The sequence below is a fragment of the Saccharopolyspora galaxeae genome (genome assembly GCF_016526145.1).
Taxonomy (GTDB): domain Bacteria; phylum Actinomycetota; class Actinomycetes; order Mycobacteriales; family Pseudonocardiaceae; genus Saccharopolyspora_C; species Saccharopolyspora_C galaxeae.
In genome coordinates this window covers 573,376-599,509 of record NZ_JADDUE010000002.1, presented here as the reverse complement: position 1 = coordinate 599,509, position 26,134 = coordinate 573,376, and the positions used below count along the sequence as shown (strand labels likewise).

At 71.3% G+C, this 26,134-nt stretch carries 22 protein-coding genes; 10 read left to right on the top strand and 12 right to left on the bottom strand.

Annotated features, from left to right (window positions below):
- Positions 1 to 67 precede the first annotated feature (67 nt).
- Positions 68 to 562 (bottom strand): MarR family winged helix-turn-helix transcriptional regulator, encoded by a 495-nt coding sequence (locus INP57_RS07215; RefSeq protein WP_200069237.1) that lies wholly within the window; start codon positions 560 to 562, stop codon positions 68 to 70.
- A gap of 45 nt (positions 563 to 607) precedes the next feature.
- Between INP57_RS07215 and INP57_RS07210 the strand changes: the two genes are divergently transcribed.
- The 3 genes from INP57_RS07210 to INP57_RS07200 all read left to right on the top strand — a co-directional run bounded on the left by INP57_RS07210 (position 608) and on the right by INP57_RS07200 (position 3,144).
- A complete protein-coding gene (locus tag INP57_RS07210) occupies positions 608 to 2,197 on the top strand; it encodes an FUSC family protein (protein ID WP_200069236.1) in 1,590 nt (529 codons plus the stop codon).
- Between the two features lie 104 nt (positions 2,198 to 2,301).
- Positions 2,302 to 2,682 carry a DUF2267 domain-containing protein gene (locus INP57_RS07205; RefSeq protein WP_200069235.1) on the top strand — a complete coding sequence of 127 codons (381 nt, stop codon included), beginning with the start codon at positions 2,302 to 2,304 and terminating at the stop codon, positions 2,680 to 2,682.
- A gap of 60 nt (positions 2,683 to 2,742) precedes the next feature.
- On the top strand, positions 2,743 to 3,144 hold the full coding sequence (locus INP57_RS07200) for a DUF2267 domain-containing protein (RefSeq protein ID WP_200069234.1): 402 nt from the start codon (positions 2,743 to 2,745) through the stop codon (positions 3,142 to 3,144).
- A gap of 98 nt (positions 3,145 to 3,242) precedes the next feature.
- On the opposite strand, the gene INP57_RS07195 is transcribed toward INP57_RS07200, so the two are convergent.
- The 4 genes from INP57_RS07195 to INP57_RS07180 all read right to left on the bottom strand — a co-directional run bounded on the left by INP57_RS07195 (position 3,243) and on the right by INP57_RS07180 (position 7,679).
- Complete coding sequence (locus INP57_RS07195) at positions 3,243 to 4,040, bottom strand: enoyl-CoA hydratase/isomerase family protein (RefSeq protein ID WP_200069233.1); 798 nt, start codon at positions 4,038 to 4,040, stop codon at positions 3,243 to 3,245.
- A 23-nt stretch (positions 4,041 to 4,063) separates the two neighbouring features.
- Positions 4,064 to 5,704 carry a class I adenylate-forming enzyme family protein gene (locus INP57_RS07190; protein ID WP_200069232.1) on the bottom strand — a complete coding sequence of 547 codons (1,641 nt, stop codon included), beginning with the start codon at positions 5,702 to 5,704 and terminating at the stop codon, positions 4,064 to 4,066.
- 67 nt (positions 5,705 to 5,771) lie between these two features.
- Positions 5,772 to 6,512: an SDR family NAD(P)-dependent oxidoreductase gene (locus INP57_RS07185; RefSeq protein ID WP_200069231.1), complete on the bottom strand. Its 741-nt coding sequence runs from the start codon at positions 6,510 to 6,512 to the stop codon at positions 5,772 to 5,774.
- An 18-nt stretch (positions 6,513 to 6,530) separates the two neighbouring features.
- Positions 6,531 to 7,679, bottom strand: coding sequence for an acyl-CoA dehydrogenase family protein (locus tag INP57_RS07180; RefSeq protein ID WP_200069230.1), 1,149 nt, complete (start codon positions 7,677 to 7,679; stop codon positions 6,531 to 6,533).
- Positions 7,680 to 7,893: 214 nt separating this feature from the next.
- On the opposite strand from INP57_RS07180, the gene INP57_RS07175 reads away from it, so the two are divergent.
- Both INP57_RS07175 and INP57_RS07170 read left to right on the top strand, forming a co-directional pair.
- Complete coding sequence (locus INP57_RS07175) at positions 7,894 to 8,568, top strand: TetR/AcrR family transcriptional regulator (protein ID WP_200069229.1); 675 nt, start codon at positions 7,894 to 7,896, stop codon at positions 8,566 to 8,568.
- Between the two features lie 80 nt (positions 8,569 to 8,648).
- Entirely contained in the window at positions 8,649 to 9,608 is a 960-nt protein-coding gene (locus tag INP57_RS07170; RefSeq protein ID WP_200069228.1) for an NADPH:quinone oxidoreductase family protein, read from the top strand.
- 5 nt (positions 9,609 to 9,613) lie between these two features.
- On the opposite strand, the gene INP57_RS07165 is transcribed toward INP57_RS07170, so the two are convergent.
- Entirely contained in the window at positions 9,614 to 10,564 is a 951-nt protein-coding gene (locus tag INP57_RS07165) for a LysR family transcriptional regulator (RefSeq protein WP_233626979.1), read from the bottom strand.
- Between the two features lie 135 nt (positions 10,565 to 10,699).
- Here INP57_RS07165 and INP57_RS07160 point away from each other — a divergent pair, with 135 nt between their 5' ends.
- From INP57_RS07160 to INP57_RS07140, 5 genes are all read left to right on the top strand, one after another.
- A complete protein-coding gene (locus INP57_RS07160; protein WP_200069227.1) occupies positions 10,700 to 11,764 on the top strand; it encodes a PrpF domain-containing protein in 1,065 nt (354 codons plus the stop codon).
- Positions 11,765 to 11,778: 14 nt separating this feature from the next.
- Entirely contained in the window at positions 11,779 to 13,248 is a 1,470-nt protein-coding gene (gene tcuA / locus INP57_RS07155) for an FAD-dependent tricarballylate dehydrogenase TcuA (RefSeq protein ID WP_200069226.1), read from the top strand.
- 66 nt (positions 13,249 to 13,314) lie between these two features.
- Complete coding sequence (locus INP57_RS07150) at positions 13,315 to 14,562, top strand: SLC13 family permease (protein ID WP_200069225.1); 1,248 nt, start codon at positions 13,315 to 13,317, stop codon at positions 14,560 to 14,562.
- Positions 14,563 to 14,869: 307 nt separating this feature from the next.
- Positions 14,870 to 18,094 carry an isoleucine--tRNA ligase gene (gene ileS / locus INP57_RS07145; protein ID WP_200069224.1) on the top strand — a complete coding sequence of 1,075 codons (3,225 nt, stop codon included), beginning with the start codon at positions 14,870 to 14,872 and terminating at the stop codon, positions 18,092 to 18,094.
- A gap of 70 nt (positions 18,095 to 18,164) precedes the next feature.
- Positions 18,165 to 18,770: a TetR/AcrR family transcriptional regulator gene (locus INP57_RS07140; protein ID WP_200069223.1), complete on the top strand. Its 606-nt coding sequence runs from the start codon at positions 18,165 to 18,167 to the stop codon at positions 18,768 to 18,770.
- 177 nt (positions 18,771 to 18,947) lie between these two features.
- Here INP57_RS07140 and INP57_RS07135 read toward each other — a convergent pair whose 3' ends face one another.
- From INP57_RS07135 to INP57_RS07110, 6 genes are all read right to left on the bottom strand, one after another.
- Positions 18,948 to 20,117 carry a lipid-transfer protein gene (locus INP57_RS07135; RefSeq protein ID WP_200069222.1) on the bottom strand — a complete coding sequence of 390 codons (1,170 nt, stop codon included), beginning with the start codon at positions 20,115 to 20,117 and terminating at the stop codon, positions 18,948 to 18,950.
- Positions 20,114 to 20,554 carry a hotdog family protein gene (locus INP57_RS07130; protein WP_200069221.1) on the bottom strand — a complete coding sequence of 147 codons (441 nt, stop codon included), beginning with the start codon at positions 20,552 to 20,554 and terminating at the stop codon, positions 20,114 to 20,116. Before INP57_RS07130 ends, INP57_RS07135 begins: the two co-directional genes overlap by 4 nt.
- Entirely contained in the window at positions 20,551 to 21,546 is a 996-nt protein-coding gene (locus tag INP57_RS07125; protein ID WP_200069220.1) for a bifunctional MaoC family dehydratase N-terminal/OB-fold nucleic acid binding domain-containing protein, read from the bottom strand. The genes INP57_RS07130 and INP57_RS07125 overlap by 4 nt, the downstream gene beginning before the upstream one ends.
- 16 nt (positions 21,547 to 21,562) lie before the next feature.
- Positions 21,563 to 22,735: an acyl-CoA dehydrogenase family protein gene (locus INP57_RS07120; RefSeq protein ID WP_200069219.1), complete on the bottom strand. Its 1,173-nt coding sequence runs from the start codon at positions 22,733 to 22,735 to the stop codon at positions 21,563 to 21,565.
- Positions 22,735 to 23,814, bottom strand: a complete 1,080-nt coding sequence (locus INP57_RS07115) for an acyl-CoA dehydrogenase family protein (protein WP_200069218.1) — start codon at positions 23,812 to 23,814, stop codon at positions 22,735 to 22,737. Before INP57_RS07115 ends, INP57_RS07120 begins: the two co-directional genes overlap by 1 nt.
- 83 nt (positions 23,815 to 23,897) lie before the next feature.
- Entirely contained in the window at positions 23,898 to 26,042 is a 2,145-nt protein-coding gene (locus INP57_RS07110; RefSeq protein ID WP_200069217.1) for an acyl-CoA dehydrogenase family protein, read from the bottom strand.
- Positions 26,043 to 26,134 lie beyond the last annotated feature (92 nt).

Below are 26,134 nucleotides of genomic sequence, written 5' to 3'. Positions count from 1 at the left end.
ATCGCCGAAAGATTTTCTTCTGCTGAGCAATGGGAGCGCCGCTCGCAGCATCACGGGAGGCCCCCGCTCAAGGCCCTTCGACGGCGTGCAGCAGCTCCGCCAAGTTGCCCGCCAGGGCCTTCTGCTGCCGAGTGGTCAAGCCCGTCAGCAGCGACCGCTCCGCGGCGATCGCACGCGGGAAGATCCCGTCGATCACCTCCTGCCCGTGCTCGGTCAGCTGCACCCGCGCGCTGCGCCGATCCCGGGCATCGGTGGAGCGCTGCACGAGGCCGCGGTCCGCGAGCTGCTGGAGGCGTTTCGTGGTCGCCGCACCGGACGAGACGGTGAGCTCGTTCAGCCGCCCCGGCGTGACCGGCCCACCGCTGCGCCGCAGCGCGCACAGCAGGTCGAACTCGGCGCGGTTGAGCCCGTCCTCGGCGATCGTGCTGTCGAGCTTGCGCCGCAGCACCGCGGCCGCGCGCAGCACCCGGCCGATCACTTCGATGCTGGCGGTGTCGACATCGGGGTGGATCCCGCTCCATTGCTCCCGGGCCGCGTCGATGAGATCCGGTGTTCGGTTCATCTCACCATCGTTTCACTAGTGAACTTTTTTGGCTAGCTTGGCAGGGTGCCGACAACCGTGCTGACCCGCAACGTCTCCGACGCCTTCCGGCTGCGCCCCGGCGGCCCGCTGGCCTGGCCCGCCGGACGCGCGTTGCTGTCGATGGCGGTCCCGCTCGGCGTGCTGCTGGCCATCGGGCGGCTGGACCTGCTGCCCGGCGCGGTGTTCGGCGCGCTCACCAGCGTGCACTGCCGCAACGAGGCGCATCCGCGGCAAGCCCGCACGTTGGGCGTGGTGGCGATCGGCATGGTGGCGGCGGTGACCACCGGCGACCTGATCGCGGTGTTCGCGGGCGGGCAGCCGTGGCACGAGCCGATCGCGATGCTGGCCACCGCCTTGGCCGGAGCGATCGGCACGGTCGCGGCCACCGCGGTCAAGATCGGACCGCCCGGTGGATTGATCTTCACGTTCGCCGTCGGCGCCTGTTCGCACCTGCCGCTGCAGGCCGCCGGGCTCGGTGCCCACTTCCTGACGATCGTCGCGTCCACGGCGTTCGCGTGGACGGTGACCGTGCTGGGCACGGCGGCGAGCGGGCTGAATCCGCAGCGGCGCGCGGTGGCCGCGGCGCTGGACGCGACGGCGGACGCGCTCGCCGACCGCGCCGACCTCGCGCTGCGGCACCGCGCCGCGGTCGCGGTGGAGACCGCCTGGAACGGCGTCGCACTCGTCGGCAGGCGGCAGCGCGACACCGGGCCGCACCGCGACCTCGTGCGCGCGGTCGAAAACTGCGAGGCGCTGCTGAGCCCGGACGCCCCCGCGGTGCAGGTGCACGAGGTCAGAACCGCCGCGCGCGAAGTCCGCGCCGGTCGTCCCTTCGCCGAGCCGCACGGACGGGAGTCCGCGCCGGCGGTCCCGCCGACGCCGGTGTCGCGCTGGTGGATCATCCGGGACGTGCTGCGGGCTGCGCTGCTGCCGCACCGGGTGAAGTCGTGGTTGATGCCGTACGCGGCCCGGGTCGTCCTGGCCGCCCTGCTGGCCGGTGTCGCGGCCGGTCTGCTCGGCATCGAGCAGACCTACTGGGCGGCGGTGTCCGCGGTCTCGATCCTGCAGGCGACCAGCACCGCTGGTTCGGTTCCGCGGATGCTGCAACGGGTCTGCGGCACGGTCCTCGGAGTGCTGGTCGCGGTGGCCGTGCTGCACGCCGGGCCGCCGGCATGGGTGCTGGTGGTGCTGCTGGCCGTGCTGCAGTGGGGTGCGGAGATGACGGTCACCGTCAACTACGCGTTCGGCCTGCTGTTCGCGACACCGGTGGCGCTGCTGGTCAGCGCGCTGGGAACCGCCTCCGACCCGGGCGTGCTCGGCTGGAACCGGTTCTGGGCGACGCTGCTGGGCGCCGCGATCGCGGTGGCCGTGGCCTGGGCGCTGCCGAACCGCGCGTGGTTGTCGCGGGTGCAGGCCGCGCTGACGCGGGTGCGCAGGTTGAGCGAGTCCCGGCCGCTGCAGCCTGCGCGGCTGCGCTCGGCGCTGGTCGAACTGCACGAGGCCCACGACGTCGCCGCCGGTGAGGTGCGCCCGTCCGAGCTGCCGACCGAGGAGCTGCTGGAGCTCTCGCACCGGGCCTACGCACTGCTCGACGCCACGCCCGCCCGCCGGTAGCCGGGCGAGTTTGCGCCCGCCGGGCTCCGGGCACACCGGGCCCGGAACCGCCCGACCGGATCGCGACCCGGAAGTCGCGGGCCGATCCAGGAAGCGGAGGCGACATGAACTACGACGAGTTCCTCGCAACGGTGCGCCGGCGGACCGCGCTGCCGGACAACGCCGAAGCCGAGCAGACCACCCGCATCGTGCTGTCCACGCTCGGCCAGCGGCTGGCCGGGCAGGAACCGCGCGACCTGGCCGACCAGCTTCCCGAACAGCTCAAGGACCCGCTGCTGGAACGCACCGGCTCGGCCGAGAACCGGGACGACTTCGACGACTTCCTGGAACGGATCGCCGATCAGGAAGGCCCGAACTCGAACCCGGATCTCGCGCGGGAGCACGCGCACGCGGTGGTGGGCACGATGGCGCAGTTCGTGAGCCGCGGTGAACTCGAAGACCTGCGCTCGCAGCTGCCGTCTTCGTACGCGCCGCTGTTCGGCTGAACGGCGCCCGGCGAGCAGTACCCCGGCAGGCAGTATCCCGGCAGGCAGGAAGGAATGGCGATGACCGAAAGCGTGCAGAGCAGTCCGCAGTGGCAATCGTTCGTCGGCGAGGTCCGCCGCGCCTCCGGCGTCGAGTCGACGGCCGAGGCCGAGACGCTGGTGCGCGCCACGCTGCGCACCCTCGGCGAGAGCATCACCGCCGGTGAGCTGGACGAACTCGTGGAACCGCTGCCGAAGGAGGCCCGCGACGCGGTGCACGACCGCAGCGGCCAGGCCCGCCAGGTGGACAAGAACGGGTTCCTGGACCGGGTCAGCGCGGACATCTACACCACCGACCTCGACACCACCGAGCAGCAGGTCCGAGCAGTGCTCTCGACGGTGCGCTCCTGGACGGAGCCGGGGGAAGTCGACGACACGGTGGCCCAGCTACCGAGCAGCATCGCCGCGCTGTTCCGCGGCTGAGCCCGAGGCCCGGGCCGAGCTGCGAGGACGGCCCGACCGCGTGCCGCCGATCCGATCCGGCGGCACGCGCTGCTGTGCGCAGCCGGTGATCTCGCGGATCAGCGGGCGGACGGGAAATCGGGCTGCCGCTTCTCGGCCAGCGCGGCGGCGCCCTCGGGCACGTCCGGCCCCATGAAGCAGAGCATTTCGTAGGCAGCGGACTGGTCGAAGATCGGCCCGGCCGTCTTGAGCCAGTTGCTCAACGCCCGCTTGGTCCACCGGATCGCCGGTTGCGATCCGGTGGCCAGCCCGTCCGCGACCCGCAGCGACTCCTCGAGCACCTGCTCGCGGGGCAGCGCGCGGCTGACCATGCCGATCCGCTCGGCTTCCGCACCGCTGAGCATTTCGCCGGTGAGCAGGTAGTACCGGGCCTTGGCCATGCCGCACAGCAGCGGCCACAGGATCGCGGCGTGGTCCCCGGCGGCGACGCCTAGCTTCACGTGGCCGTCGCCGAGCTTGGCGTCCTCGGCGCAGATCGAGATGTCGGCCAGCAGCGCCACGACCGTTCCGGCGCCGACCGCGACGCCGTTGATCGCCGAGACGACCGGCTTCTCGCAGTTGATGATGTTGTAGACCATGTCGCTCATCTCGGAGAGCATCCGCGAGACGCGGTCGTGGTCCCCGGCCATCCGCTGCACCATGTCCAGGTCGCCACCGGCGGAGAACGCCTTGCCCGCGCCGGTCACCACCGCCACCCGCGTTTCCGGGTCGGCCGAGACATCGGCCCACACCCGGGCGAGTTCGTTGTGCATCTCCTCGTCGGTGGCGTTGTACTTCTGCGGCTGATCCAGCGTGATCAGCAGAACTCCGTTGTCGCGGCGCTCGAAGCGGAGTTGCCGGTAAGCGGAGAAATCCATGGCGGTCCTTCCCTGGGTGCGGATCAAGCGGGCGTGCCGAGGCGGGTGAACAAGCCGCGGGAGAATTCGTCGGCGGCCTGCTCGCGGGCCTTGTAGTGGATCTTCTTGCCGGTGGCGGTCACCGGCAGCGAATCGACGAGCCGGTAGGCGCGGGGGCGCTTGTAATCGGCCAGCATCGGATGCTCGCGGCAATGCCGCTCGCACTCTTCGGCCGTGAGGGAGCCGTCGGCGGGGACCACGTAGGCGACGACGAGGCGGCCCCAGTGCTCGTGCGGGATGCCGACGACCATCGAGTCCTCGACCGCGGCGTGCTCGTTGAGCACCTCCTCCACCTGCACCGGGTGCACGTTCTCGCCGCCGGAGACGATCATGTCGTCCTTGCGGCCGACGATCGTGACGAACTCGTCGGCGTCCCAGGTGGCCAGATCGCCGATGTAGAGCCAGCCGCGGTGGAACTTGCCCGCCTCCTGCTCCGGCGCGTTCGCGTAGGCGTAGCCGCACTTCGGGGAGCGGACGATGACCTCGCCGACCTCGGTTCCGTCGCGGGCGACGGTCTCGTGCGGTTCGGCGAGCCGGTCGCCGAGCACCCGGACCACGGCCATGTCGTCGTCGGTGCAGGCCCGGCCAGCGCTGCCCGCGTGCTCCGGCAGGTCGGCGGGCCGCAGGAAGCTGTTCCAGAACGCTTCCGTGGTGCCGTAGCCGTTGAAGATCCGCGGGCACAGGACCTGCTGGTAGCGCAGCGCGGCTTCCGCCTCCAGCGGCGCTCCCATCGTGACGATGCCGCGCAGGCTGGAGAGCTCGCGCGGGCGCGCGGACTGCTCCGCGGCCAGCATCGCCAGGTTCGTCGGCGCCCCGATGAGGAAGGTGATGCCGTGCCGCTGCACCTGGTCCAGGCACTCCGCCGCGTCGAACGTGCGCATCGGAACTACCTGCGCACCCAGGTAGAACGCCGGGTTCGGGCCGCCGGCGTAGAGCCCGCCGCGGTGGAACCACGGCGTCATGTTCAGCGTGCGGTCCTCCGGCGAGAGCAGGAAGTGCATGATCACGTCGTGCGCGCTGAAGATCTCGATCATGCTGTTCAGCGGCACGCCCTTGGGCATCCCGGTGGTGCCGGAGGTGTAGAGCCGGGTGGTCTCGTCGTAGACCGTGCGGGAGGGCGCAGGCGGCTCGGCCCGGTCGCTGATCAGCGCCTCGAACGGTGTCGCGCCGGGTGTTCGCCCGCCTGCGGCCACCACGAGATCGGGCCGGTGCTCGGCGTGCTCGAGCGCGGCGGCGACGGTTTCGGCGAGCGCGGCATCGTGCACGAACACGCGCGGGCGGCTGTCGTCGAGGATGAACGCGACCTCGCCCGCCGAAAGCCGGAAGTTGATCGGCGCGCCGACCGCGCCCGCCGCCTGCGTGGCCAGGTAGAGCTGCGCGAACTCCGGGCCGTTGTGGAGCTGGTAGACCACCACGTCACCGGGTTCGACACCGGCCGCTGCCAAGCCGGATGCCAGCCGGTCGACCCGATCACCGAGTTCGGCGTAGGTGAATTCGGCGCCTGTCGACGGGCAGTGCAAGGCGATCCGGTTCGCGTACCGGTGGGTGTTGCGCCGGAATCCGTTGAGGTAGGTGAAATCGCGCTCGATGAACTCGCGGTACGCCGCGGGGTCGTAAGTGGTCATGCTGATTCCCTCCGCATCGAGGTGCACGGCTGCTGACTCGGCCGTTCCGGTGGCGCCGCGGCCCGGATCAGCTCATCGTGAGGCCGCCGCTGACGCTGATGGTCTGCCCGGTGAGGTATCCGGCCTCGTCCGAGGCGAAGAACGCCACGGTGTTGGCGAGATCGGCCGGATCCGCCAGCCGCCGGAACGGGATGGCCTTGATCAGCGATTCGCGCAGCTTGGGGTCGTCCCCGCCGATCGAGGCGAACAGCTCGGTGTCGGCAGGGCCGGGGCACACGCAGTTCACGTTGATCTTGTTGCGGGCCATTTCGCGGGCGAGGGTCTTGGTGAACGACACGACACCGCCCTTGGCCGCCGAGTACACCGCCTCCCCGGAGGAGCCGACCCTGGCCGCGTCCGATCCGAGGTTCACGATCGACCCGGACTGCTGCTCGATCATCATCGGCAGCGCCGCCTTGGTGGTGTGCAAGGTGCCGAACAGGTTGATCCCGACGATCTTGTGCCAGTCGGCGGCGTCGGTGTCGACGAACGGTTCGGCCTTGTCCCAGCCCGCGTTGTTGACCAGCACGTCCAACCGGCCGAACCGTTCCCGGACCTGCGCGAGCATCGCCTCGACCGAGTCCGCGTCGGCGACGTCGGTGCGCAGCCCCACCCCGCCGACGGCTTCCGCGGTGGCGTTGGCGGACTCCCCGTCGATGTCCGAGACCACGACGGTGGCGCCTTCGGCGGCCAGCTTCTCGGCGATGGCCCGGCCGATGCCGCGGCCCGCGCCGGTCACCGCGGCGATCTTGTGCTCCAGTCGTCCCATTTCGTCTCCCAACCCGGCTCAGGGAGCCAGCTGCCGCCCGAGCCGCTCCCGGGCGATGATCAACTTCATGACCTGCGCGGTGCCGTCGCCGATCTGCAGGCCGAGCACGTCGCGCAACCGCTGCTCCAGCGGCAACTCGGTCCGGTAGCCGTACTGGCCGTGCAGCAGCAGGCAGTTCTGGATGGCCTCGAACGAATCCTTCGGCGCGAGCCACTTGCACATCGCGGCCTCCGCGGTGTGCGGCATCCCCCGGTCCCGCAGCGAAAGCGTCCGGTAGCACAGCAGCCGCGCCGCGGTGAGCCGCGTGTCCGCCTCGGCCAGCGGGAACGAGACCCCTTGGAACTTGCTCAACGGCTGGTCGAACGCTTCGCGCTCGCTGACGTAGCGCCAGGTCTCGGTGACGCTGGCCTGCGCGGCTCCGACGCACTGCAGGCCGATCAGCGCGCGGCTGAAGTCGAAACCCCGGAGCACCTCGGAGAATCCCTTGCCCTCCGCACCGAGGAGGTGCTCCGCAGGAACCCGCACGCCGTCGAAGTGCACCGCGCCGCGGCCGACCGCCCGCGTGCCCATGTCCGAATAGGACTCGCGGGTCACCCCGGGCAGGTCCAGCGGCACCAGGAACGCGCTGATGCCCTTGCCGCGCACCTGCTGCTCGCCGGCGCGGGCGAACACGACCGCGGCGGCCGCGTCGCCGCCGAACGACAGCGACTTGGTGCCGGTGAGCAGGTAGTCGTCGCCGTCGCGCCGTGCGGTCAGCCGCGGCATCCCGGCGTCCGAACCGGCGTGCGGCTCGGTCAGGCCGATGCCGACGATGTGCTCTCCGCGGCAGATGCCCGGCACCCAGCGGGCGGCGACCTCGGAAGCGACGTCGCTCGCGAGGATCTGGCCGACCAGCGAGCCCACCACCTGCAGGTAGGCCACCGAGAAGTCACCGCGGGCGATCTCTTCGGTGAGGATTCCGGAGGTGACCCGGTCCAGGCCGCGCCCGCCGATCTCGACGGGCAGTTCCGGCGCGATGAAGCCGCGATCGCCCATCTCCCGGCGCACCTGCGGCTCGACGGATCCGCGCTGTTCCCGCTCCCGGTAGTGCGGCGCGAGCCGTTCGGCGGCGAACCGGCCGGCTTCGTCGCGCAGGCGCAGCTGGTCTTCGGTCAGCGTGACGTCCATCGGCTACTCGATGTCCTCGCGGGTGGTCATGGCCCTCCTCGGTGAGCGGATCTTCAGCTAAGGTGAATGCATGTTCAGAGGAACTGAAGATTGATTCATCCGGCCTGCGGTGTCAAGGACGCCGGCGCGACCGGTGCCGGACACCCGCCCGGCCGGTGCGCACCAGCGCCCGGGAAGATGAACTCGGCGTTCACCGATGTGCAGGGAGAACCGCGTGCCCACGCCCACCAGGTCGGAACCGCAAGATCCGAACGAGGCCGCCCGCGCCGCGCGCTCCGAGTGGCGCCACCGGCAGCTGCTGGACGCGGCGGCCCGGCTGATGGAGCGCGACGGCTTCCACGGGGTGTCCATGCAGGCGCTCGCCGCGGAGGCCGAAGTCAGCGTCGGCCTCATCTACCGCTACTTCGGCGGCAAGGACGACCTGCTGCTGGCGGTGATCGTCGACGTGCTGGACGCCTTCGCGGCACAGGTGCCGCCTGCCGTGCGGGCGGGGACCGATCCGGTGGAGCGGATCGCCGGTGCCTTCCGCGCCTACTGCGAGGTGATCAACGCGCATCGGCACGCCGCGGTGCTGACCTACCGGGAGAGCAAGTCGCTCGGCACCGAGGGCCGCGCGAAGATCAAGCGGCTGGAGATCGAGACGAGCGAGCCGCTGCGGGAAGCGCTGCGCGCGGGCGTCGCCGGTGGCCTGCTCACCGACGTGGACGTGGAACTGGTCTCGCAGGACTTCCTGCTGCTGGCCCACGGTTGGGCGTTGAAGCGCTGGTACCTCGGGCAAACGATGGATTTCGAGGAGTACGTCGTCAAGCAGACCGCGTTGCTGCTGGGCGCGATCGTGCGCACGCAGCACCGGGATGACTACCCGCACCTGCTGCGACCGGCGGGCTGACGAACCGCGAACCGGTTTACGGCTGATCGCGCGGATGATCGGCTGCGGACGGCGAACGCCGACGTGCAGGGAGGAACGACATGCGAGCGGTGCAGATCACCGAGCTGACCGGCCCCGATTCGGTGCGGGTCGCCGACGCCGAAGACCCGGCGCCAGGTCCGGGCCAGGTGCTGATCGAGGTGCGCGCGGCCGGGGTGACCTTCCCGGACGTGCTGATGACCCGCGGCGAGTACCAGATCAAACCGGACCCGCCGTTCGTGCCGGGCTCGGAAGTCGCAGGTGTGGTGCGCGAAGCGGCCGAGGGCTTCGAGCAGGGCCAGCGGGTCGCCGCCTTCCCCGGCATCGGCGGTTTCGCGGAGCTGGCCGCGGTCGACGCCGAGCGCGTGTTCCCGCTGCCGGAGCAGGTGCCGTTCGACGCCGCGGCCGGGATGCCGATGAACTACCTGACGGTGCACTTCGCGCTCGCCCGCCGCGGCCGGTTGCGCGCCGGTGAGACCGTGCTGGTGCACGGGGCTTCCGGTGGCGTGGGCACGGCCGCGGTGCAGCTGGCGAGCGTGCTGGGCGCGCGGGTGATCGCCGTGGTCTCCCAGGAGTCCAAAGTGGAGGCTGCGCGTTCCGCGGGCGCGCAGCACGTGGTGCTCGCCGAAGGATTCCGCGACGCGGTGGCGGAACTGGTCGGCAAGCGCGGCGTGGACCTGGTGGTCGACCCGGTGGGCGGCGACCGGTTCACCGACTCGCTGCGCACCCTGCGCGACGAGGGACGGCTGCTGGTCATCGGCTTCACCGCGGGCGAGATCCCCACGGTGAAGGTGAACCGCCTGCTGCTGAACAACCTCGACGTCGTGGGCGTCGGCTGGGGCGCGTTCTGCGGTTCCCGACCGGAATATCCGCGGCAGCAGTGGCAGGAGCTGTTGCCGCACGTGGAATCCGGCGGGTTGCGCACGCTGGTCGGTTCCACCCACCCGTTCCAGGACGCCGCGCACGCGCTTCGGGAACTCGATCAGCGCCGAGCGGCCGGGAAAGTGCTGCTGCGGCCCTGACCGACTCAACGCGCGCGGACGGTTCCCAGCTGCGCCAGGTGCAGGTTGGTGGCGGCGAACTTCGGCGCCACCGCGCGCAACGTCTCGATCATGACCTCGGTGGCGGGCGTCGGAGTCCGGTTCACCGGCCGGGCCAGCAGGATCCGCCGGGCCGGCGCCGGTCGTCCCCGGGATTCGAACGCGATCAGCCGCACGTCGTGGCGGCGGTTGGTCAGCGCGAGCCGCGGCGCGATGGCGATGCCGAGTCCGGCGGCCACCATCGCCTGCGCTTCGTGGTAGTCGTGCGACTCGTAGGAGATGTCCGGTTCGAAGCCCGCCAGCCGGCAGCTGCGGTGCAGCACCTCGGCGACCGGGTTCTCCGTCCGCGTGATCCACTTCTGGTCGGCCAGCTCGGCCAGGTCCACGCCGGAGCGCTCCAGCAGCTCCGAGTTCGCGGGCACCACCAGCACCATCGGATCGTCCAGCAGGTGCGTGACCCGCAGCGCCTCGTCCTCGACGCGGTTCCACTCGTAGTCCCACAGGATCGCCAGCTCCACCTCTCCCGCGTGCAGGAACTCCTGCAGTCCGGCCAGCAGCGACGAGCGCACGGTGACCCGCACGCCCGGGTGCTTGCGGGAGAAGCGGGTCAGCGCCAGCGGCAGCAGCGAGGAGCTGGCGGTGGGGAACGAACCCATCCGCAGCGAACCTTCGGTCAACCGCGCGAACGAATCCAGGTCGGCCTGCGCGCCGCGCAGTTCGCTGCGGATGCGGCGCCCGCGCGCGGCCATCGCCTCGCCCGCGCCGGTGAGCCGCACCCCGCGCGGCAACCGTTCCACCAGCGGCTGGCCGGACTCCGCCTCCAGCCGCGAGAGCTGCTGCGAGGCGGCCGACGGGGTGATCGCGAGCGCGTCCGCGGCCGCGCTGATCGAGCCGCGATCGGCCGCTTCGGTCAGCAGCAACATGCGGCGCACGTCCATGATCTCTCCTCCTGACTTTAGTGTCGCTTAAGTCAGGGTAAGCGACGGGACATTGTGGTAACAGCTCGCCGTTGTCAAAGTCGTCGGCACTCGAGCGCGGCGATCGGCGCCGCTGCGGCAGGAAGGGGAGCCACCGTGCGGGTACCGGCGAGCCTGGTGCGGGGCGGCACCAGCAAGTGCTGGCTGTTCGACGCCACCGCGTTGCGCAACCGGATGGAGCTGGACCGGCCGAATCTGGACCGGCTGCTGGTCGACGCCTACGACGCCGGCGATCCGGCGCACGTGGACGGTGTCGGCGGTGCCACCCCGACCACCTCGAAGGCCGCGTTCGTGCGGCCCGGCGCGGGCGTCGACGTCGAATACCTCTTCGGGCAGGTCGGGATCGGTGTCGCCGGCGTCGAATGGGGCAGCAACTGCGGAAATTGCGCCACCGCGATCGCGTTGTGGGCGCTCGCCCGCGGTCTCGTCGCGCCCACCGGGGACACGACCCGGGTGGTGCTGCGCAACGTCAACACCGGTGCCGTGCTGGAGGCCGATGTGGACACCGGCGGCGGCCGGGTGCACGAGTTCGGCACCGAGACCGTGCCGGGCACCCGGGCGGGCGGCGTCGGCGTCGGGCTGGCCTTCGTCGATCCAGCGGGCGGGACCACGGGCAGCACGCTGCCCACCGGTCGCGCGGTGGACGACCTGTCCGTCGACGGAACGCCGGTGCGGGTGAGCATGATCGACGCGGGTGCGCCGATGGTGCTCGTGGACGCGGTTTCGCTCGGGCTGACCGGGCAGGAGCCGATCACGCGCGAGCGCACCGAGCAGTTGCGCCGGATCCGCCGGGCCGCCGGGGAACGGATGGGCCTGCCCGGCGGTGACGCGATCCCCAAGGTCGGCGTCGTCGGCGGGCCGGAGCACGGCGCCGACGTCTCGGTGCGCATGTTGTCGATGAACTCTCCGCACCCCGCGATCGGCCTGACCTCGGCGGTCGGGGTGGCCGTGGCGAACTCGCTGGACGGGACGGTCGTCGCCGCGCGCTCGGACGCTCCAGGGGCCGCACGGCTGCGCATCGGCACGCCCGCCGGTGCCGTGGCGGTCGACTGCGCCGATTTCCACGACGGACCGCCGCGCCGAGTCACCGTCCGGCGCGCGGCCCGAATCCTCTGCGACGCCGAGATCCGGGTGCCGGAGACGACCGCAACCCGCCACTGACCCTGGGAGCAACGATGCAGACCGAGAAGTTCGACGTCGTCGTGGTCGGCGGCGGCAACGCCGGCTTCAGCGCCGCGCACGCCGCGGCCGAACGCGGCAGGCGGGTCCTGCTGCTGGAGAAGGGAACACCCGCAGAGGCCGGCGGGAACAGCTACTACACCGCGGGCGCGTTCCGCATCGCGCACCACGGCCTCGACGAGCTCGCCGATCTGCTCGACGGCGACGACCGGCACACCGCGTCCGTCCTGAACCCCTACACCGCGCGGGATTTCACCGCCGACATGGCGAAGGTGACCGGCGGGCACAACGATCCGGCGCTGACCGGGGTCCTGGTCGGCGACAGCCAGGACGCGCTGCGCTGGCTGCACGGCAAGGGATTGCGCTTCCGGCTGATGTACGAGCGGCAGGCGTACCCGGACGAGCAGGGGCGGCAGGTGTTCTGGGGCGGCCTGGCGGTCGGCTCCACCGGCGGCGGGACCGGGCTGATCGAGCAGCACACCGCAGCCGCCGAGCGGGCCGGGGTCGAGATCCGCTACGGCGTTCGCGCGCAGCGACTCGTGCTGCGCGCCGGGGCGATCGAAGGTCTCAAGTGGACGGATGCGACGGGCGGATCCGGCGTGCTGCAAGCGGATTCCGTGGTGCTCGCGGCCGGTGGCTTCGAGGCCGACGCCGGACTCCGCGCGCGGCACCTCGGCGAGAGCTGGCGCAGGGCCAAGGTCCGCGGCACCCCGCACAACACCGGTGACATGCTGACCGCGGCGATCGAGGCCGGCGCGGCTACCCACGGCGACTGGAACAGCTGCCACAGCGTCGCGTGGGACGCCTGGTACCCGGACAACGAAGGCAACCGCGCGGTCACCAACCAGCTCACCCGCGGCGGCTATCCGCTCGGCATCGTGGTCAACTCGCGCGGCGAGCGGTTCCTCGACGAAGGCGCCGACTTCCGCAACCTCACCTACGCCAAGTACGGCGCCGAAATCCTGGCGCAGCCCGGCGGCGTCGCGTTCCAGCTGTTCGACGCGAGCACCCGGCCGCGGCTGCGCGCCGAGGAGTACGACCTGCCCGGCGCTTCCGTCGTCGTGGCGGACACGCTGGAAGAACTGGCCGCGGGCACGGGCGTGGATCCGGCCTCGCTGAACCGCACCGTGACCGAGTTCAACGCCTCGATCGACCGCAGCGCGGCGCTGGACATCGCGGCGCTGGACGGGCGCGCCGCCCGCGTGCGCCCGCCGAAGTCGAACTGGGCGATCCCGCTGGAAACCCCGCCGTACTACGGGTTCCCGGTGACCTGCGGGATCACCTTCACCTTCGGCGGATTGCGCGCGGACACCAGCGGGCGGGTGCTCGACGACGAAGGTGCGCAGCTGCCGGGCCTGCTCGTCTGCGGGGAAATGCTCGGTGGCCTGTTCAGCGGCAACTACCCCGGCGGAACCGGACTGACCTCGGGCGCGGTGTTCGGGCGCCGCGCAGGCGCACTGGCCTGAGCACCACCGGCGCACCAGCCCGCGCTCCGTCGGTTCCGCACAACAGAGATTCGAGCTAGGACAACGATGTCTGAGAGCCTTCCGCTTCTAGCGCTCGCGGTCATGTTCGTGGTCGCGACGTTGTTCCCCATCAACATCGGCATTCTCGCGTTCGTCGGCGCGTTCTTCGTCGGCACCGCGTCGCTGCACCTGTCCGAGGACGAAATCCTCGAAAGCTTCCCGGCTTCGCTGTTCGTCACGATCCTCGGCGTCACCTACCTGTTCGCGGTGGCGCAGCGCAACGGCACCGTCGACCTGCTCGTGCGGGGCGGGGTGAAGCTCGTGCGCGGCAAGGTGGCGCTGATCCCGTGGGTGCTGTTCGCGGTGTGCGGGCTGCTCTCGGCGCTCGGCACCTTCCCCACCGCGGCGATCGCGCTGCTGGCGCCCGTGGGGTTGAAGTTCGCGCAACGCCACGGCATGAGCCAGCTGCTCATCGGCGCCGTGCTGGTGGCGGGCGCGCACGCGGGGTCGTTCTCCCCGATCGCGGTCTCCGGCGCGATCGTGCTCGGCATGATCGAGCAGACGCCGCTGCAACTCGCGCCGCACGCGCTGTTCCTGGCCAGCCTCGCGTTCAACGTGCTGATCGCAGCGGTGAGCTTCGTGGTGCTGCGCGGGCACCGGCGCGCCGATCCCGCGGCCGCGGTGGAGCAGGAAGCGGACGACGACGCGTCCGCGGGGGTCGACTGGCGGCAGGTGCTGACGCTGGCGATGTTGGTCGTGCTGGTCGGCGTGGCGCTGGTGTTCCGGCTGGAGATCGGGTTCCTCGCGCTGGGCGCCGGTGCGCTGCTGGCGCTGGTCGATCTCAACCGGCAGTCCAAGGCGATCGAGGGAGTCAGCTGGTCCACGATCGTGCTGATCGGCGGCATGATCACCTACGTGGGGATCCTGGAGGAGGCGGGCACCATCGACGCGATCTCGCACGGTGCCTCGCAGCTGGGCAGCCCGCTGCTGGTCGCGTTGCTGCTGTGCGTCGTCGTCGCGGTGGTCTCCGCGTTCGCGTCCTCGACCGCGATCCTCACGGCGATCATCCCGATCGCCGTTCCGCTGCTGCTCTCCAGCGATCTCAGCGCCGCCGGCCTGGTGGCCGCGCTGGCCGTGTCCGCGACGATCGTCGACACCTCCCCGTTCTCCAGCAACGGCGCGCTCGTGCTGAGCAACGCCCGCGGCTCGGACCGGACGATGATCTACCGGCAGCTGCTCGGCTACACCGGCGCCGTCGTCGCGGTCGGCCCGCTGTTCGCCTGGGGGCTGCTGGTGCTGCCGGGGGCGTTGTGACCTGCGGCGGGTGCGCTGTGAGACCGGGATGCGCGGTTGGCTATAGTCGGAGGCAGCAGGCGTTGATCCGGCCATCACCGGGGAGCCTCCGGAAGAACGGGCGTCGCGGCGGCCCCGGCAGCAGCCGGAGCAGCAGCGGCCCTCAGTAGAACCGGACGGGAGCCGCCCGTCACAGCCGGCACGAAGGAGAGGTGCCCGCGCCGCGGGCACAAGCGGGGTGGTACCGCGGGTCGTTCGCGACTTCGTCCCCGCGTGGGCAGCGATCAGCTGCCCGTGCGAGCGAAGCGAACCAGCCCGAGGAGCCCCGATGGCGCAGCCCCGATCCGGTGCAGCCCCCCACTCCGGCGCAGCCCAGCCCGGTGCAGCCCAGCCCGGTGCAGCCCAGCCCGGTGCGGCACAGCCCGGCGCGTCCCCGTTCGACGCGCTGCCCGCCAAGATCGACCTGCCGGAGATGGAGCACCGGATCTCCCGCTGGTGGCAGGACGAGCGGATCTTCGGCCGCGCCCTGGAGCAGACCGCCGACGGTGAGCCGTGGGTGTTCTACGAAGGGCCGCCGACCGCGAACGGTCACCCGGGCACGCACCACGTCGAGGCCCGCGTCTTCAAGGACCTCTTCCCCCGGTTCAAGACGATGAAGGGCCACTCGGTGCCGCGCCGCGCGGGCTGGGACTGCCACGGGCTGCCGGTGGAGCTGGCGGTGGAGAAGGAACTCGGGCTGTCCGGGAAACCGGACATCGAGAAGTACGGCGTGGCCGAGTTCAACGCCCGCTGCCGCGAATCGGTGCAGCGCTACGTCGGCGAGTTCGAGGCCGTGACCGAGCGGATGGGCTACTGGATCGACCTGGAGCACCCGTACCGCACGATGTCGCCGGAATACGTGGACAGCGTGTGGTGGGCGTTGCAGCGGATCTTCCGCAACGGGCACCTGTTCCAGGACTACCGGGTAGCGCCGTACTGCCCGCGCTGCGGGACGACGCTGTCCGATCACGAGCTCGCGCAGGGCTACGAGACCGTCACCGACCCGTCGATCTACGTCCGGTTCCCGCTGCGCGACGAACTCGCCGGGTACGCCGGCGCCGAACTGCTGGTGTGGACGACGACCCCGTGGACGCTGGTGTCGAACACCGCGGTCGCCGTGCACCCCGAGGCGACCTACGCGGTGGTGCGTTCCGAGCAGGGCACGTTCGTGGTGGCCGAGTCGCTGATCGAGGCGGTGTTCGGGGAGCAGGCGCCGGAGAAGCTGGCCACGATGCCCGGCAGCGAGCTGGTCGGGCTGCACTACCGGCGCCCGTTCGAGCTGGTGGACATCCCCGGCGCGCACTTCGTGGTGCCCGCCGATTACGTGACCATGGACGACGGCACCGGGCTGGTGCACCAGGCTCCGGCGTTCGGCGCGGACGACCTCGCGGTGTGCAAGGCGAACGGGTTGCCGGTGGTGAACCCGATCGAGCCGGACGGGCACTTCGCCGGCTCGATCGAGCTGGTCGGCGGGAAGTTCTTCAAGGACGCCGATCCGCTGCTGACCGAGGACCTCAAGCAGCGCGGGCTGCTGTTCCACGCGATGCAGTACGAGCACTCCTACCCGCACTGCTGGCGCTGCCACACGCCGCTGATGTACTACGCGCAGCTGGCCTGGTACATCCGCACGACCGCGATGCGCGACGCGCTCAAGCGGGAGAACGACGCGACGAACTGGTACCCGGAGCACGTCAAGCACGGCCGCTACGGGGACTGGCTGGACAACAACGTCGACTGGGCGCTGTCGCGCACCCGCTACTGGGGCACGCCGCTGCCGATCTGGCGCTGCGCCGCGGAGCACGTCACGGTGCCCGGTTCCCGCGCCGAACTGGGCGAACTGGCCGGTTCGGACCTGTCCGAGCTGGACCCGCACCGGCCGTACATCGACGAGATCACCTTCCCGTGCCCGGACTGCGGCGGTACTGCCGAGCGGGTGCCGGAGGTGATCGACGCCTGGTTCGACTCCGGCTCGATGCCGTTCGCGCAGCTCGGCTACCCGCACGTGCCGGGCAGCGTGGAGCGGTTCGAGCGCAGCTACCCGGCGGACTACATCTGCGAGGCGATCGACCAGACCCGCGGCTGGTTCTACACGCTGATGGCGATCGGCACGCTGGTCTTCGACCGCTCGTCGTACCGCAACGTGGTCTGCCTCGGGCACATCCTGGCCGAGGACGGCCGGAAGATGAGCAAGCACCTCGGCAACATCCTCGAACCGCTGCCGCTGATGGACCGGCACGGCGCGGACACCGTGCGGTGGTTCATGGCCTGCTCCGGGTCGCCGTGGTCGCCGCGGCGGATCGGGCACGGACCGCTGGAGGAGATCACCCGCAAGATCCTCATGACGTACTGGAACGTCGCGTCGTTCTTCACCCTCTACGCCAGTCACGCGGAATGGTCGCCGAGCAGCGCTTCGCCGCCGCCGGAGCGCCCGATCATGGACCGGTGGGCGCTGGCCGAGGTGCACGCGCTGGCGCAGGAAACCGACCGGCGGCTGGAGGAGTACGACACCGCGGGTGCCGGCCGGTTGCTGATGGACTTCATCGACGACCTGTCCAACTGGTACGTGCGCCGCTCCCGCCAGCGGTTCTGGGCCGCGGATCAGAACGCGCTGGTCACGCTCTACGAATGCCTGGACGTGGTGACGCGGCTGCTGGCTCCGGTGGTGCCGTTCATCACCGAGGAGGTCTGGCAGCGCGTCGTGCGGCTCGGCGATCCGGACGCGCCGGAGTCGGTGCACTTGGCGGCGTGGCCGCAGCCCGGTCCGACCGACCCGGTGCTGTCCGAGCAGATGCACTCCGCCCGCGCGCTGGTGGAAGCGGGCCGGGCCGCGCGCAAGGCCAGTGACGTGCGGATCCGGCAACCGCTCGAGCGCGCGCTGATCGGGCTGCCGGAGGGCACCGAGCTGCCGCCGGAGCTGCTGGACGACGTGGCCGCCGAGCTCAACATCAAGAGCCTGCAGCCGCTGTCCTCGGCCGGGGACGTCGTGGACGTCTCGGTGAAGCCGAACTTCCGCGCGCTGGGCAAGCGCTTCGGCAAGCAGACCCAGCAGGTGGCGAACGCGATCAACGCGGCCGACCCGCGGGAGATCGCCGACGGCGTCCGCAACGCCGGGCAGGCCGCGATCACCTTCGACGGCGAGCCGCTGGTGCTGTCCCCGGACGAGGTCGCGTTGACCGAGGTGCCGCGCACCGGCTGGACCGTGGAGTCCCAGCGGGGCACGACGATCGCGCTGGACACCGAGATCAGCGAGGAGCTGGCCGCCGAGGGCGTGGCCCGCGACGCCGTCCGCGTGGTGCAGCAGGCGCGGCGGGACGCCGGGTTGGACGTCTCCGACCGGATCGCGCTGACGATCTCCGGGCCCGCGGAGACGCTCGCGTCGGTGCGGGCGTTCCGGGACTCGCTGGCGACCGAAACGCTCGCGGACTCGGTGCAGTTCACCGACGCGGAACTGGACGGATTCGCAGGCACTGTCGGCGCGGGCGAGAAGATCGAGGTCGCGGTCGCGAAGGTCTGAGCCGATGGCGGGCGGGCCGTTCCCGCGCTGCACGAACGGTCCGCCCAGCGGCGAAACGGAGGGTCCACGCATGGCAGGGGATCGAGCGCCTTCCTCGGGAACCAAGCGGCGGCTGATCGCCGGGGCGCAGCGCTGCATCACCGCGCGGGGTTTCGGTGCGACGACCGCGCGCGACATCGCCGCCGAGACCGGCGCGAACCTGGCCGCGGTCAACTACCACTTCGGTTCCAAGGACGCGCTGCTGACCATCGCCATGCTGGACGCGATCGGCGCCTGGACGTCGCAGCTGGACCAGGCCGTGCTGGAGGTGGATTCGGACGCACCGCTGCAACGGCTCGAGCGGTTCCTGCGCGGAATCCACCGGACGCTCACCGAGCAGCGCGAGATGGTGGTCGCGAGCGTGCAGGCGTTCGCCCAGGCCGAGTACTCCGAAGAGATCCGCGGTGCGCTCATCGACGTTTACGAGCAGGCGCGGGCCAACCTGCCCAAGCTGATCTTCGGCGACTCCGGCGAAGTGACCGCGCAGCAGCGCGGTGTCGGCTCGGCGGTGCTGGCGATGATCAACGGTTTCGTCCTGCAATGGCTCATCGACCCGGACACCGCCCCGGACCCGGCCGACCTCGCCGCCGGGATCGCCGCGCTCGCTCCGAGCCCGCCCACCGCGGGAACCGATTGACCGGCTTCGGAACCGAGTGAACGGACTGTTCGCCCAATCTATTGGGACGAAAGTTCCGTTCACTCCGCACGCTGGGCCGATATCGGGCGGGCGTGTCGGCAGCCCGCCCGAGGGAGTGAAGGGGCCCATCGCCCCGATCCGTTCGGGCGAAGCGGTCCCGCGCTCGTTGCCAGGGAGTCAGGCCGCGGACAGGACCAGTGCGCTGGTGGGTACTCCGGTCCCGGCGGTGACCAGGGCGTTGTGCACCTCGGGCAGCTGGTTGGCCGCGGTGCCGCGGATCTGCCGGACACCTTCGGCGATGCCGTTCATGCCGTGGATGTACGCCTCGCCGAGCTGCCCGCCGTGCGGGTTGACCGGCAGCGCGCCGTCCAGGCCGATGCCGCCGTCGGCGATGAAGTGCCGCGCCTGCCCGCGCCCGCAGAACCCGAGTTCTTCCAGCTGCACCAGCACGAACGGCGTGAAGTGGTCGTAGAGCACGGCGACCTGCATGTCCTCCGGCCCGGCCCCGGCCTGCCGCCACAGCTGCCGCGCGACCAGCCCCATCTCCGGCAGGCCGGTGAGGTCGTCGCGGTAGTAGCTGGTCATCGTGAACTGGTCGGTGCTGCTGCCCTGCGCGGCGGCGCGGACCAGCGCCGGAGGATTCGGCAGGTCCTTGGCGCGTTCGGCGGAGACGACCACCAGCGCGACGCCGCCGTCGCTTTCCTGGCAGCAGTCCAGCAGGTGCAGCGGCTCGGTGACCCACCGCGAGCCCTGGTGCTCGGCCAGGGTGATCGGGCGCTGGTAGAACCAGGCGTTCGGGTTCGTCGCGGCGTGCTGCCGGTCCACGACCGCGACGCGGCCGAAATCCTCGCTCGTGGCGCCGAATTCGTGCATGTAGCGGCGGGCGAACATGGCCACCTGCCCGCCCGGCGTGCCCAGGCCGACCGGGTAGCTCCACCCGGCGTCGATGCCGGTCGAGGTCGGCGCGGCGGCCAGCCCGGACTGCACCTGCCCGAACCGCTGCCCGGAGCGCTCGTTGAACGCCCGGTAGCACACGACGACCTCGGCCATGCCGGTCGCGACGGCCATGGCGGCCTGCTGCACCGTCGCGCAAGCCGCTCCGCCGCCGTAGTGCACCCGGCTGAAGAAGCTCAGCTCCGGCACCCCGAGTTCCCGCGCGACGGCGACCTCGGTGTTGTTGTCCATCGTGAACGTCACCATGCCGTCCACATCGGACGGTTCGAGGCCCGCGTCGGCCAGCGCTGCGCGGGTGGCCTCGGCGGCGAGCTGGAGCTCGGTGCGGCCGGAGTCCTTGGAGAACTCCGTCGCGCCGATCCCCGCGATGGCGGTCTGTTCCGAAATGCTCACGCCGACACCTCCGGCAGGGCCACCCGCACCGTTCCGCGCACGTGCTCACCGGTTCCGTTGCGCCCGAGCACTTCCACCGAGAACCGCGTCTCGCCGTCCTCGACGACGCGATCGAGGACCTGCCCGAACAACGTCAACGTGTCGTAGGCGTAGCAAGGCACCCCGAGCTTCACCGACACACCGCGCACCAGCGCCTCCGGTCCCGCCCAGTCGGTCACGTACCGCTGCGCGATTCCGGTGGTGGTGAGGATGTTGACGAAGATGTCCTGCGATCCCTTGGCATGGGCCAGGTCGCGGTCGTGGTGCACGTCCTGGAAGTCCCTGGTGGCCAGTGCGGTGCTGACCACGAACGTGGGCGTGACCTCGATGCTCTCCTCCGGCAGGGCCGCACCCACCTGCACCTCTGCGGCCGTCCGGGTCCTGGGCAACGTGCTCATGCCGCACCCCCGTCCTGCCGCGGCCGCCAGAACGGCATGGTGACCTCCTCGGTCAAGCGCTGGAATCCGACTTCGACGCGCAGCCCCACCGCCACCTCGCCGGGATCGATGCCGTGCAGCTCGCCCAGCATCCGCACCCCCTCGTCCAGTTCGACGAGCGCGATCACGATCGGCAGTTCTTTGCCGGGGATCGGCGGGTGGTGGTGAACCACGTAGCTGTAGACCTCGCCGTGCCCGCAGGCGACGAAGTGCTTGCGGGCGGTGGAGCCGCATTCCGGGCACATCGGGCCGGGCGGGTGCCGCAGCAGCCCGCACTGGCCGCAGCGCTGGATGCGCAGTTCGCCTTCGGCGGCGCCTTCCCAGAAGTACGCGGTGTCGCGGTTGATGGGCGGCAGGATCTGCGCGCCCGGCGCGGGCTGCGACTGCGGCTTCGGCGGTTCCTGTTCCTGTTCCTGCTGCGGTGGGCGGAATTTCAGCACCCGGAACAGCATCTCGGCCACCGGCTCCGAGCCGACGTACCAGACGTTGCGGGTCGTGACGAACCAGCCTTCGCCCAGTCCGGTGCGTTTCGGGCCGACGACCGATTCGAGCCGCGCGGTCACCGCGACCTGCTCACCGTGGCGCAGGTAGCGGTGGTAGGTCTGCTCGCAGTTCGTCGCGACCACGGAGGTGTAGCCGAGCTCGTCGAGCGCGCCCATCATGGCGTAGAGCGGATCGTCGGTGTCCCGGACCGGCCGCAGTCCCGGCATCGTCCACACCTGCGCCATCGCGGGCGGCGCGACGAGTCCACCGTGGACGGACGCGGCGGCCTGCTCCGCCGAGGTGTACACCGGGTTCCCGTCGCCCAGCGCCTCCACCCAGTTGTTGATCATCGGCAGGTTCACCGGGTCGCGCGCGGCCCGGCTGCTGGACTCCCCGGCTTGCTTGATCCGGTCCGCGATCGCCGGAATGGCGTCCTCGCCCAGCGCTTCTCGCGGTGTGTCGACGGTCATCGCGTGCTCCCTCCGGTCAACGCGGCGATCGGGGCAGCCCGAGCCCGGCCGTGGCGATCAGTTCCCGCTGGACCTCGTTGACGCCGCCGCCGAAGGTGAGCACCAGGTTCCGCTTGGCCTGCACGTCCAGCCAGCGCAGCAGGTCCGCGGTCGCGGGCTCGGCGGCGTCGCCGTGGCGGGCGACGACCTCTTCGAGCGAGCGGCCGAGGACCTGGATGCGCTCGGAGGTGAACACCTTCGTCGCCGAGGCGTCCGCCACCTGCACCGGACCTGCCGCCGACGAGGCCGCGACCTGCCAGTTCAGCAACTCGTTGACCCGCGTGCAGGCGTGCGCGCGGGCGAGCGCGCGACGCACGTCCGGCAGGTCCAGCAGCGGAGTCCCGTCCGGGTCGCTGCGCCGGCCGGCCCAATCCCGCACCCGGGCGCACATCCCGTCGATCCGCCCGGCCGGGCCGAGCATGACCCGCTCGTGGTTGAGCTGCGTGGTGATCAGCTTCCAGCCGCGGTCCTGCTCGCCCACCAGCATCGACGCGGGCACCCGCACGTCGCTGAAGTACGTCGCGTTCACGTGGTGCGCCCCGTCGCAGGTGATGATCGGCGTCCACGAGTAGCCGGGGTCCGAGGTGTCCACGATGAGGATGGAGATGCCCTTGTGCTTCGGCGCCTCCGGATCCGTGCGGCAGGCCAGCCAGATGTAGTCGGCGTCGTGCGCGCCGGTGGTGAAGATCTTCTGGCCGTTGACCAGGTAACCGTCCCCGTCGCGCACTGCCGAGGTGCGCAGCGCCGCGAGGTCGGTGCCCGCTTCGGGTTCGGTGTAGCCGATCGCGAAGTGCACTTCACCGGCGAGGATCTTCGGCAGGAACAGGTCCTTCTGCTGCTGCGTGCCGTAGGCCAGCAGCGTCGGCCCGACCGTTTGCAGCGTGACCGACGGGAGCTGGATGTCGGCGCGCGCCGCCTCGCTGGCGAAGATGTGCTGGGCCACGTCGCCGAACCCGTGCCCGCCGTACTCGACGGGCCAGCCGACGCCGAGCCAGCCGTCCCGGCCCATCCGCCGCACGACCTCGCGGTACACCGCGTTGTGCCGGTCGGCGGCCATCTCCGCGCGCTCTTCCGGCGACATCAAGCCCGCGAAGTACTCGCGCAGCTGCGCGCGCAGCGCCTCCTGCTGTTCGGTGCATTCGATGAACATCAGCACTCCATCGCGAGCTGGTCGGCGAGCGCGTCGACGCGGTGGCCGGCGCCGCCCACCAGCCGCGCCAAGTCTTTGACCAGCGAATAATGCCGGTGCAACGGGTAGGTCGAATCCACCCCGACGCCGCCGTGCAGGTGTTGGGCCACGTGCATGGCCGCCGGTGCCTCCTCGGCGAGCCACAGGGCCGCGACGGCCAGGTCGTCGTCGGCATCGCGGCCTTCGGCCAGTCGCCAGCACGCGGACAGCGCCGCCAGGTGCAGCGTGCGCGCGGTGACGTAGATGTCGGCGGTTTGCCCCGCCACGGCTTGGAAAGTGGCCAGCGGGCGGCCGAACTGGGTGCGGGTGCGCACGTGCTCGGTGGTCAGGTCGAGCGCGCCGCCCACCGCGCCGTCGCCGAGCGCGCACATGCCCGCTAGTGCGCAGCGGTACAGGTCCGCCACGGCCCCGGGATCTTCGCCGAGCCGTTCGGCCCGCACTTGCTCGAACCGCAACGTCGAGGCTCGCCCGCCGGACATCGGGCCGGTTTCCCGCGAAAGCCCGGCCGCATCCGGCCGCACGACGGCGATCGCTGTGCCGCCACCGTCCACTGTGACCGGAACGAGGATTTCCCGCGCCGAATCGGCGTGCAGCACGTCCGTCTTCGTACCGGACACCACGAGTGAGTCCTTTTCCTGCCGTGCCAACGTTTTCGGCGCGCGCGGCAGCGGGGCGGAGGGCTCGTTCACGGCGGCGGTGAGGATCTGCCCGGAGTCCGCTTCGCGCAGCAGGCGATCCTGCTGCTGTTCCGTGCCGTGCCGTGCGATCGGCAGCACGCCGAGAGCCAGCGTGGCCAGCGCGGGGACTTGCGCCGCATACCGGCCCACTTCGGTGAGCAGCACGCCGGTGGCCATCGGACCGAGGCCCGCGCCGCCGAGCCGTTCCGGCACCGCCAGCGAGAGCAGGCCCGCCGCCGCCATCGCCTTCCACAGCGAACCGGCTTCAGCATCGGCGGGCTGCTCGCGGTCCCGCTCCCGGCTCAGCACCTCGGTCGCCAGGTCCCGCACGGATTGCTGCGTGTCGTCGAGCGCGAACTCCACACCGGCTCCTCGCCTCGTCCAGCCATCCCAAATGAAACTTGTTCTAGTTCTAGCGGTCGAGCGGGATGTTCCGCAAGCACGGCTCAGGCCCGCGGGAGACCGAGGATTCGTTCGGCGGCCACCGTGCGCAGGACCTGGGTGGTGCCGCCCGCGATGCTCAGGCACCGGGTGAGCAGGAATTCGTGCGCGGATTCCGCGGCGGCGCCGTCGGTCGCGGCACCGTCGGTCCCGAGGAGTTCGAGCGCGGTCTCGGCGGCTTCCTGCCGGTGCCGGACACCGACGAGCTTCTCCACACTGGACTGAACACCCGGATCCTGGCCGTTGAGGCTGCGCAACGTCCCCCGCAGCCGCAACAGCGACACCGAGAGCCCTTCGGCCACCCGCGCCCCGACCCGCTCCTGCGCGGTTTCCGCCAGCGCGAGCAGCCGCTCGACCTCCTGCCCAAGCGACGAGCCGCCGCTCATCGCGACGCGCTCGTTGGACAGCGTCGTGCGCGCCAGCCGCCAGCCGCCGCCCGGCGCGCCCACGACCAGCTCGCCCGGCACGAACACCCCGTCCAGGAAGACCTCGTTGAACCGCTCTTCGCCGGTGATCTCCCGCAGCGGACGCACTTCGAGGCCCGCGGCGGCCATGTCGACCAGGAAGTAGGTGATCCCCTTGTGCTTCGGCGCGTCCGGATCCGTGCGGGCCAGGCAGATCGCCCAGTGCGCCTGCTGCGCCATCGACGTCCAGACCTTCTGGCCGTGCAGCCGCCACCCGCCGGAGACCCGCTCGGCGCGGGTGCGCAGCGCGGCCAGGTCGGAACCGGCGCCCGGCTCGCTGAACAGCTGGCACCAGGTGATCTCGCCGCGCATCGTCGGCCGGACGAACCGCTCCTGCTGCTCGGCGGTGCCGTGTTCGAGCAGGGTCGGCACCGCCCATGCGCCGATGACGAGGTCGGGCCGGTGCACTCCGGCCCGGTGCAGCTCCTCGTCGATGAGCAGTTGCAGCGGCGGCTCAGCACCGAGGCCGTACGGCTCGGGCCAGTGCGGGGCGAGGTAGCCGGACTCGCTGAGCCGCTCCCGCTGCCGATCCGGCGGCAACGCGGCCAATTCCGCGGCGATTCCGCGAACTTCGGGCCGCATGGCCTGCACGTCGTCCGGGATGTCGCCGCTGATGCTCAGGTTCCGCCTGGCCCCGTCCAGCGCCAGCTCGGCCGTGCGCTCGCGCCACGCGGCGCCGCCACCGAGCCATTGCCGCAGCGCAACGGCTCTGCGCAAGTACAGGTGCGCGTCGTGTTCCCAGGTGAATCCGATGCCGCCGAGCACCTGCACGCAGTCCTTCGCGGTGTCCACCGCCGCGTCCAGCGCCACCGCACCGGCCGCCGCCGCGGCAAGCGGATGCTCGTCCGGGCTCTCGTCGAGCGTGCGCGCGGCGTCCCAGGCGAGCGCGGCGGCCTGCTCGGCGCGGCACAGCATCTCCGCGCAGAGGTGCTTGATCGCCTGGAAGGTGCCGATGACCTGCCCGAACTGCTCCCTGGTCCGAGCGTGCTCCACGGCTGTGCGCAGGCACCACCCGGCGATTCCCGAGGCTTCGGCCGCGGACAGCGCCACCAGCGCGTCGCGCACCTGGGCCGTATCGAGCCCGTGAACCACGGCATCCGGCGCGACCTCGAGGTCTTCGCACCCGACGTCGCCCAGCGACCGCGACAGGTCGAGCGCACGCCGCTCGTCCACGCGCACCGCACCGGATTCGACGAGGAACCACACCTCGCCGGAGTCCGGCGTCCGAGCCACCAGCAGCAGATGCGATACCTCCGGCGCGGACAGCACGGGACCGGCCGTGCCGGAAACGACCCAGCCGCCGCCCTGCCGCACAGCCGTCAGCTGCCCCGAATCCGCCGCCACTGCAACGGAAATCTCGCCTTCGGCCAATTGCCGCAACAATTCGGCCGGAACGTCCGCGCGGCCGAGCAGCACGCTCGCCGCGCAGGTGCTCAGCACCGGCCCGGGTACCAGCGCCTCGGCCGCCGCTTCCAGCGCTGCCGCGAGATCGGCGACTCCCGCACCGGCGCCGCCGACCGCCTCGGGCAACGCGATCGAGAACACGCCGATCTCGGCGAGCCCCTTCCACCCGGGGCCCGGCGCCGGACACCCGCCCTCCCTGATCCCGGCGGTGTCGAGCTCCTGCGACCAAGCCCGGACCGACTCCCGCACGTCCTGCTGCACCTCGGTGATCGCGATCGCCATAGCGCCTCCTATCCGAGGAACAGCAGCGTAATAGAACAAGTTCTACCTAGACCAGAGCATTCCTGCGTAGGCTCGTCGGCGACAGCGACCGT

Bases quoted from the DNA above. Each gene is read 5' to 3' on its own strand.
- ileS (WP_200069224.1), top strand. From the start codon at position 14,870: ATGGCGCAGCCCCGATCCGGTGCAGCCCCCCACTCCGGCGCAGCCCAG.
- INP57_RS07215 (WP_200069237.1), bottom strand. From the start codon at position 562: ATGAACCGAACACCGGATCTCATCGACGCGGCCCGGGAGCAATGGAGC.
- INP57_RS07205 (WP_200069235.1), top strand. From the start codon at position 2,302: ATGAACTACGACGAGTTCCTCGCAACGGTGCGCCGGCGGACCGCGCTG.
- INP57_RS07185 (WP_200069231.1), bottom strand. From the start codon at position 6,512: ATGGGACGACTGGAGCACAAGATCGCCGCGGTGACCGGCGCGGGCCGC.
- INP57_RS07190 (WP_200069232.1), bottom strand. From the start codon at position 5,704: ATGACCACTTACGACCCCGCGGCGTACCGCGAGTTCATCGAGCGCGAT.
- INP57_RS07140 (WP_200069223.1), top strand. From the start codon at position 18,165: ATGGCAGGGGATCGAGCGCCTTCCTCGGGAACCAAGCGGCGGCTGATC.
- INP57_RS07200 (WP_200069234.1), top strand. From the start codon at position 2,743: ATGACCGAAAGCGTGCAGAGCAGTCCGCAGTGGCAATCGTTCGTCGGC.
- INP57_RS07150 (WP_200069225.1), top strand. From the start codon at position 13,315: ATGTCTGAGAGCCTTCCGCTTCTAGCGCTCGCGGTCATGTTCGTGGTC.
- INP57_RS07125 (WP_200069220.1), bottom strand. From the start codon at position 21,546: ATGACCGTCGACACACCGCGAGAAGCGCTGGGCGAGGACGCCATTCCG.
- INP57_RS07130 (WP_200069221.1), bottom strand. From the start codon at position 20,554: ATGAGCACGTTGCCCAGGACCCGGACGGCCGCAGAGGTGCAGGTGGGT.
- INP57_RS07110 (WP_200069217.1), bottom strand. From the start codon at position 26,042: ATGGCGATCGCGATCACCGAGGTGCAGCAGGACGTGCGGGAGTCGGTC.
- tcuA (WP_200069226.1), top strand. From the start codon at position 11,779: ATGCAGACCGAGAAGTTCGACGTCGTCGTGGTCGGCGGCGGCAACGCC.
- INP57_RS07120 (WP_200069219.1), bottom strand. From the start codon at position 22,735: ATGTTCATCGAATGCACCGAACAGCAGGAGGCGCTGCGCGCGCAGCTG.
- INP57_RS07195 (WP_200069233.1), bottom strand. From the start codon at position 4,040: ATGGATTTCTCCGCTTACCGGCAACTCCGCTTCGAGCGCCGCGACAAC.
- INP57_RS07165 (WP_233626979.1), bottom strand. From the start codon at position 10,564: ATGGACGTGCGCCGCATGTTGCTGCTGACCGAAGCGGCCGATCGCGGC.
- INP57_RS07180 (WP_200069230.1), bottom strand. From the start codon at position 7,679: ATGGACGTCACGCTGACCGAAGACCAGCTGCGCCTGCGCGACGAAGCC.
- INP57_RS07170 (WP_200069228.1), top strand. From the start codon at position 8,649: ATGCGAGCGGTGCAGATCACCGAGCTGACCGGCCCCGATTCGGTGCGG.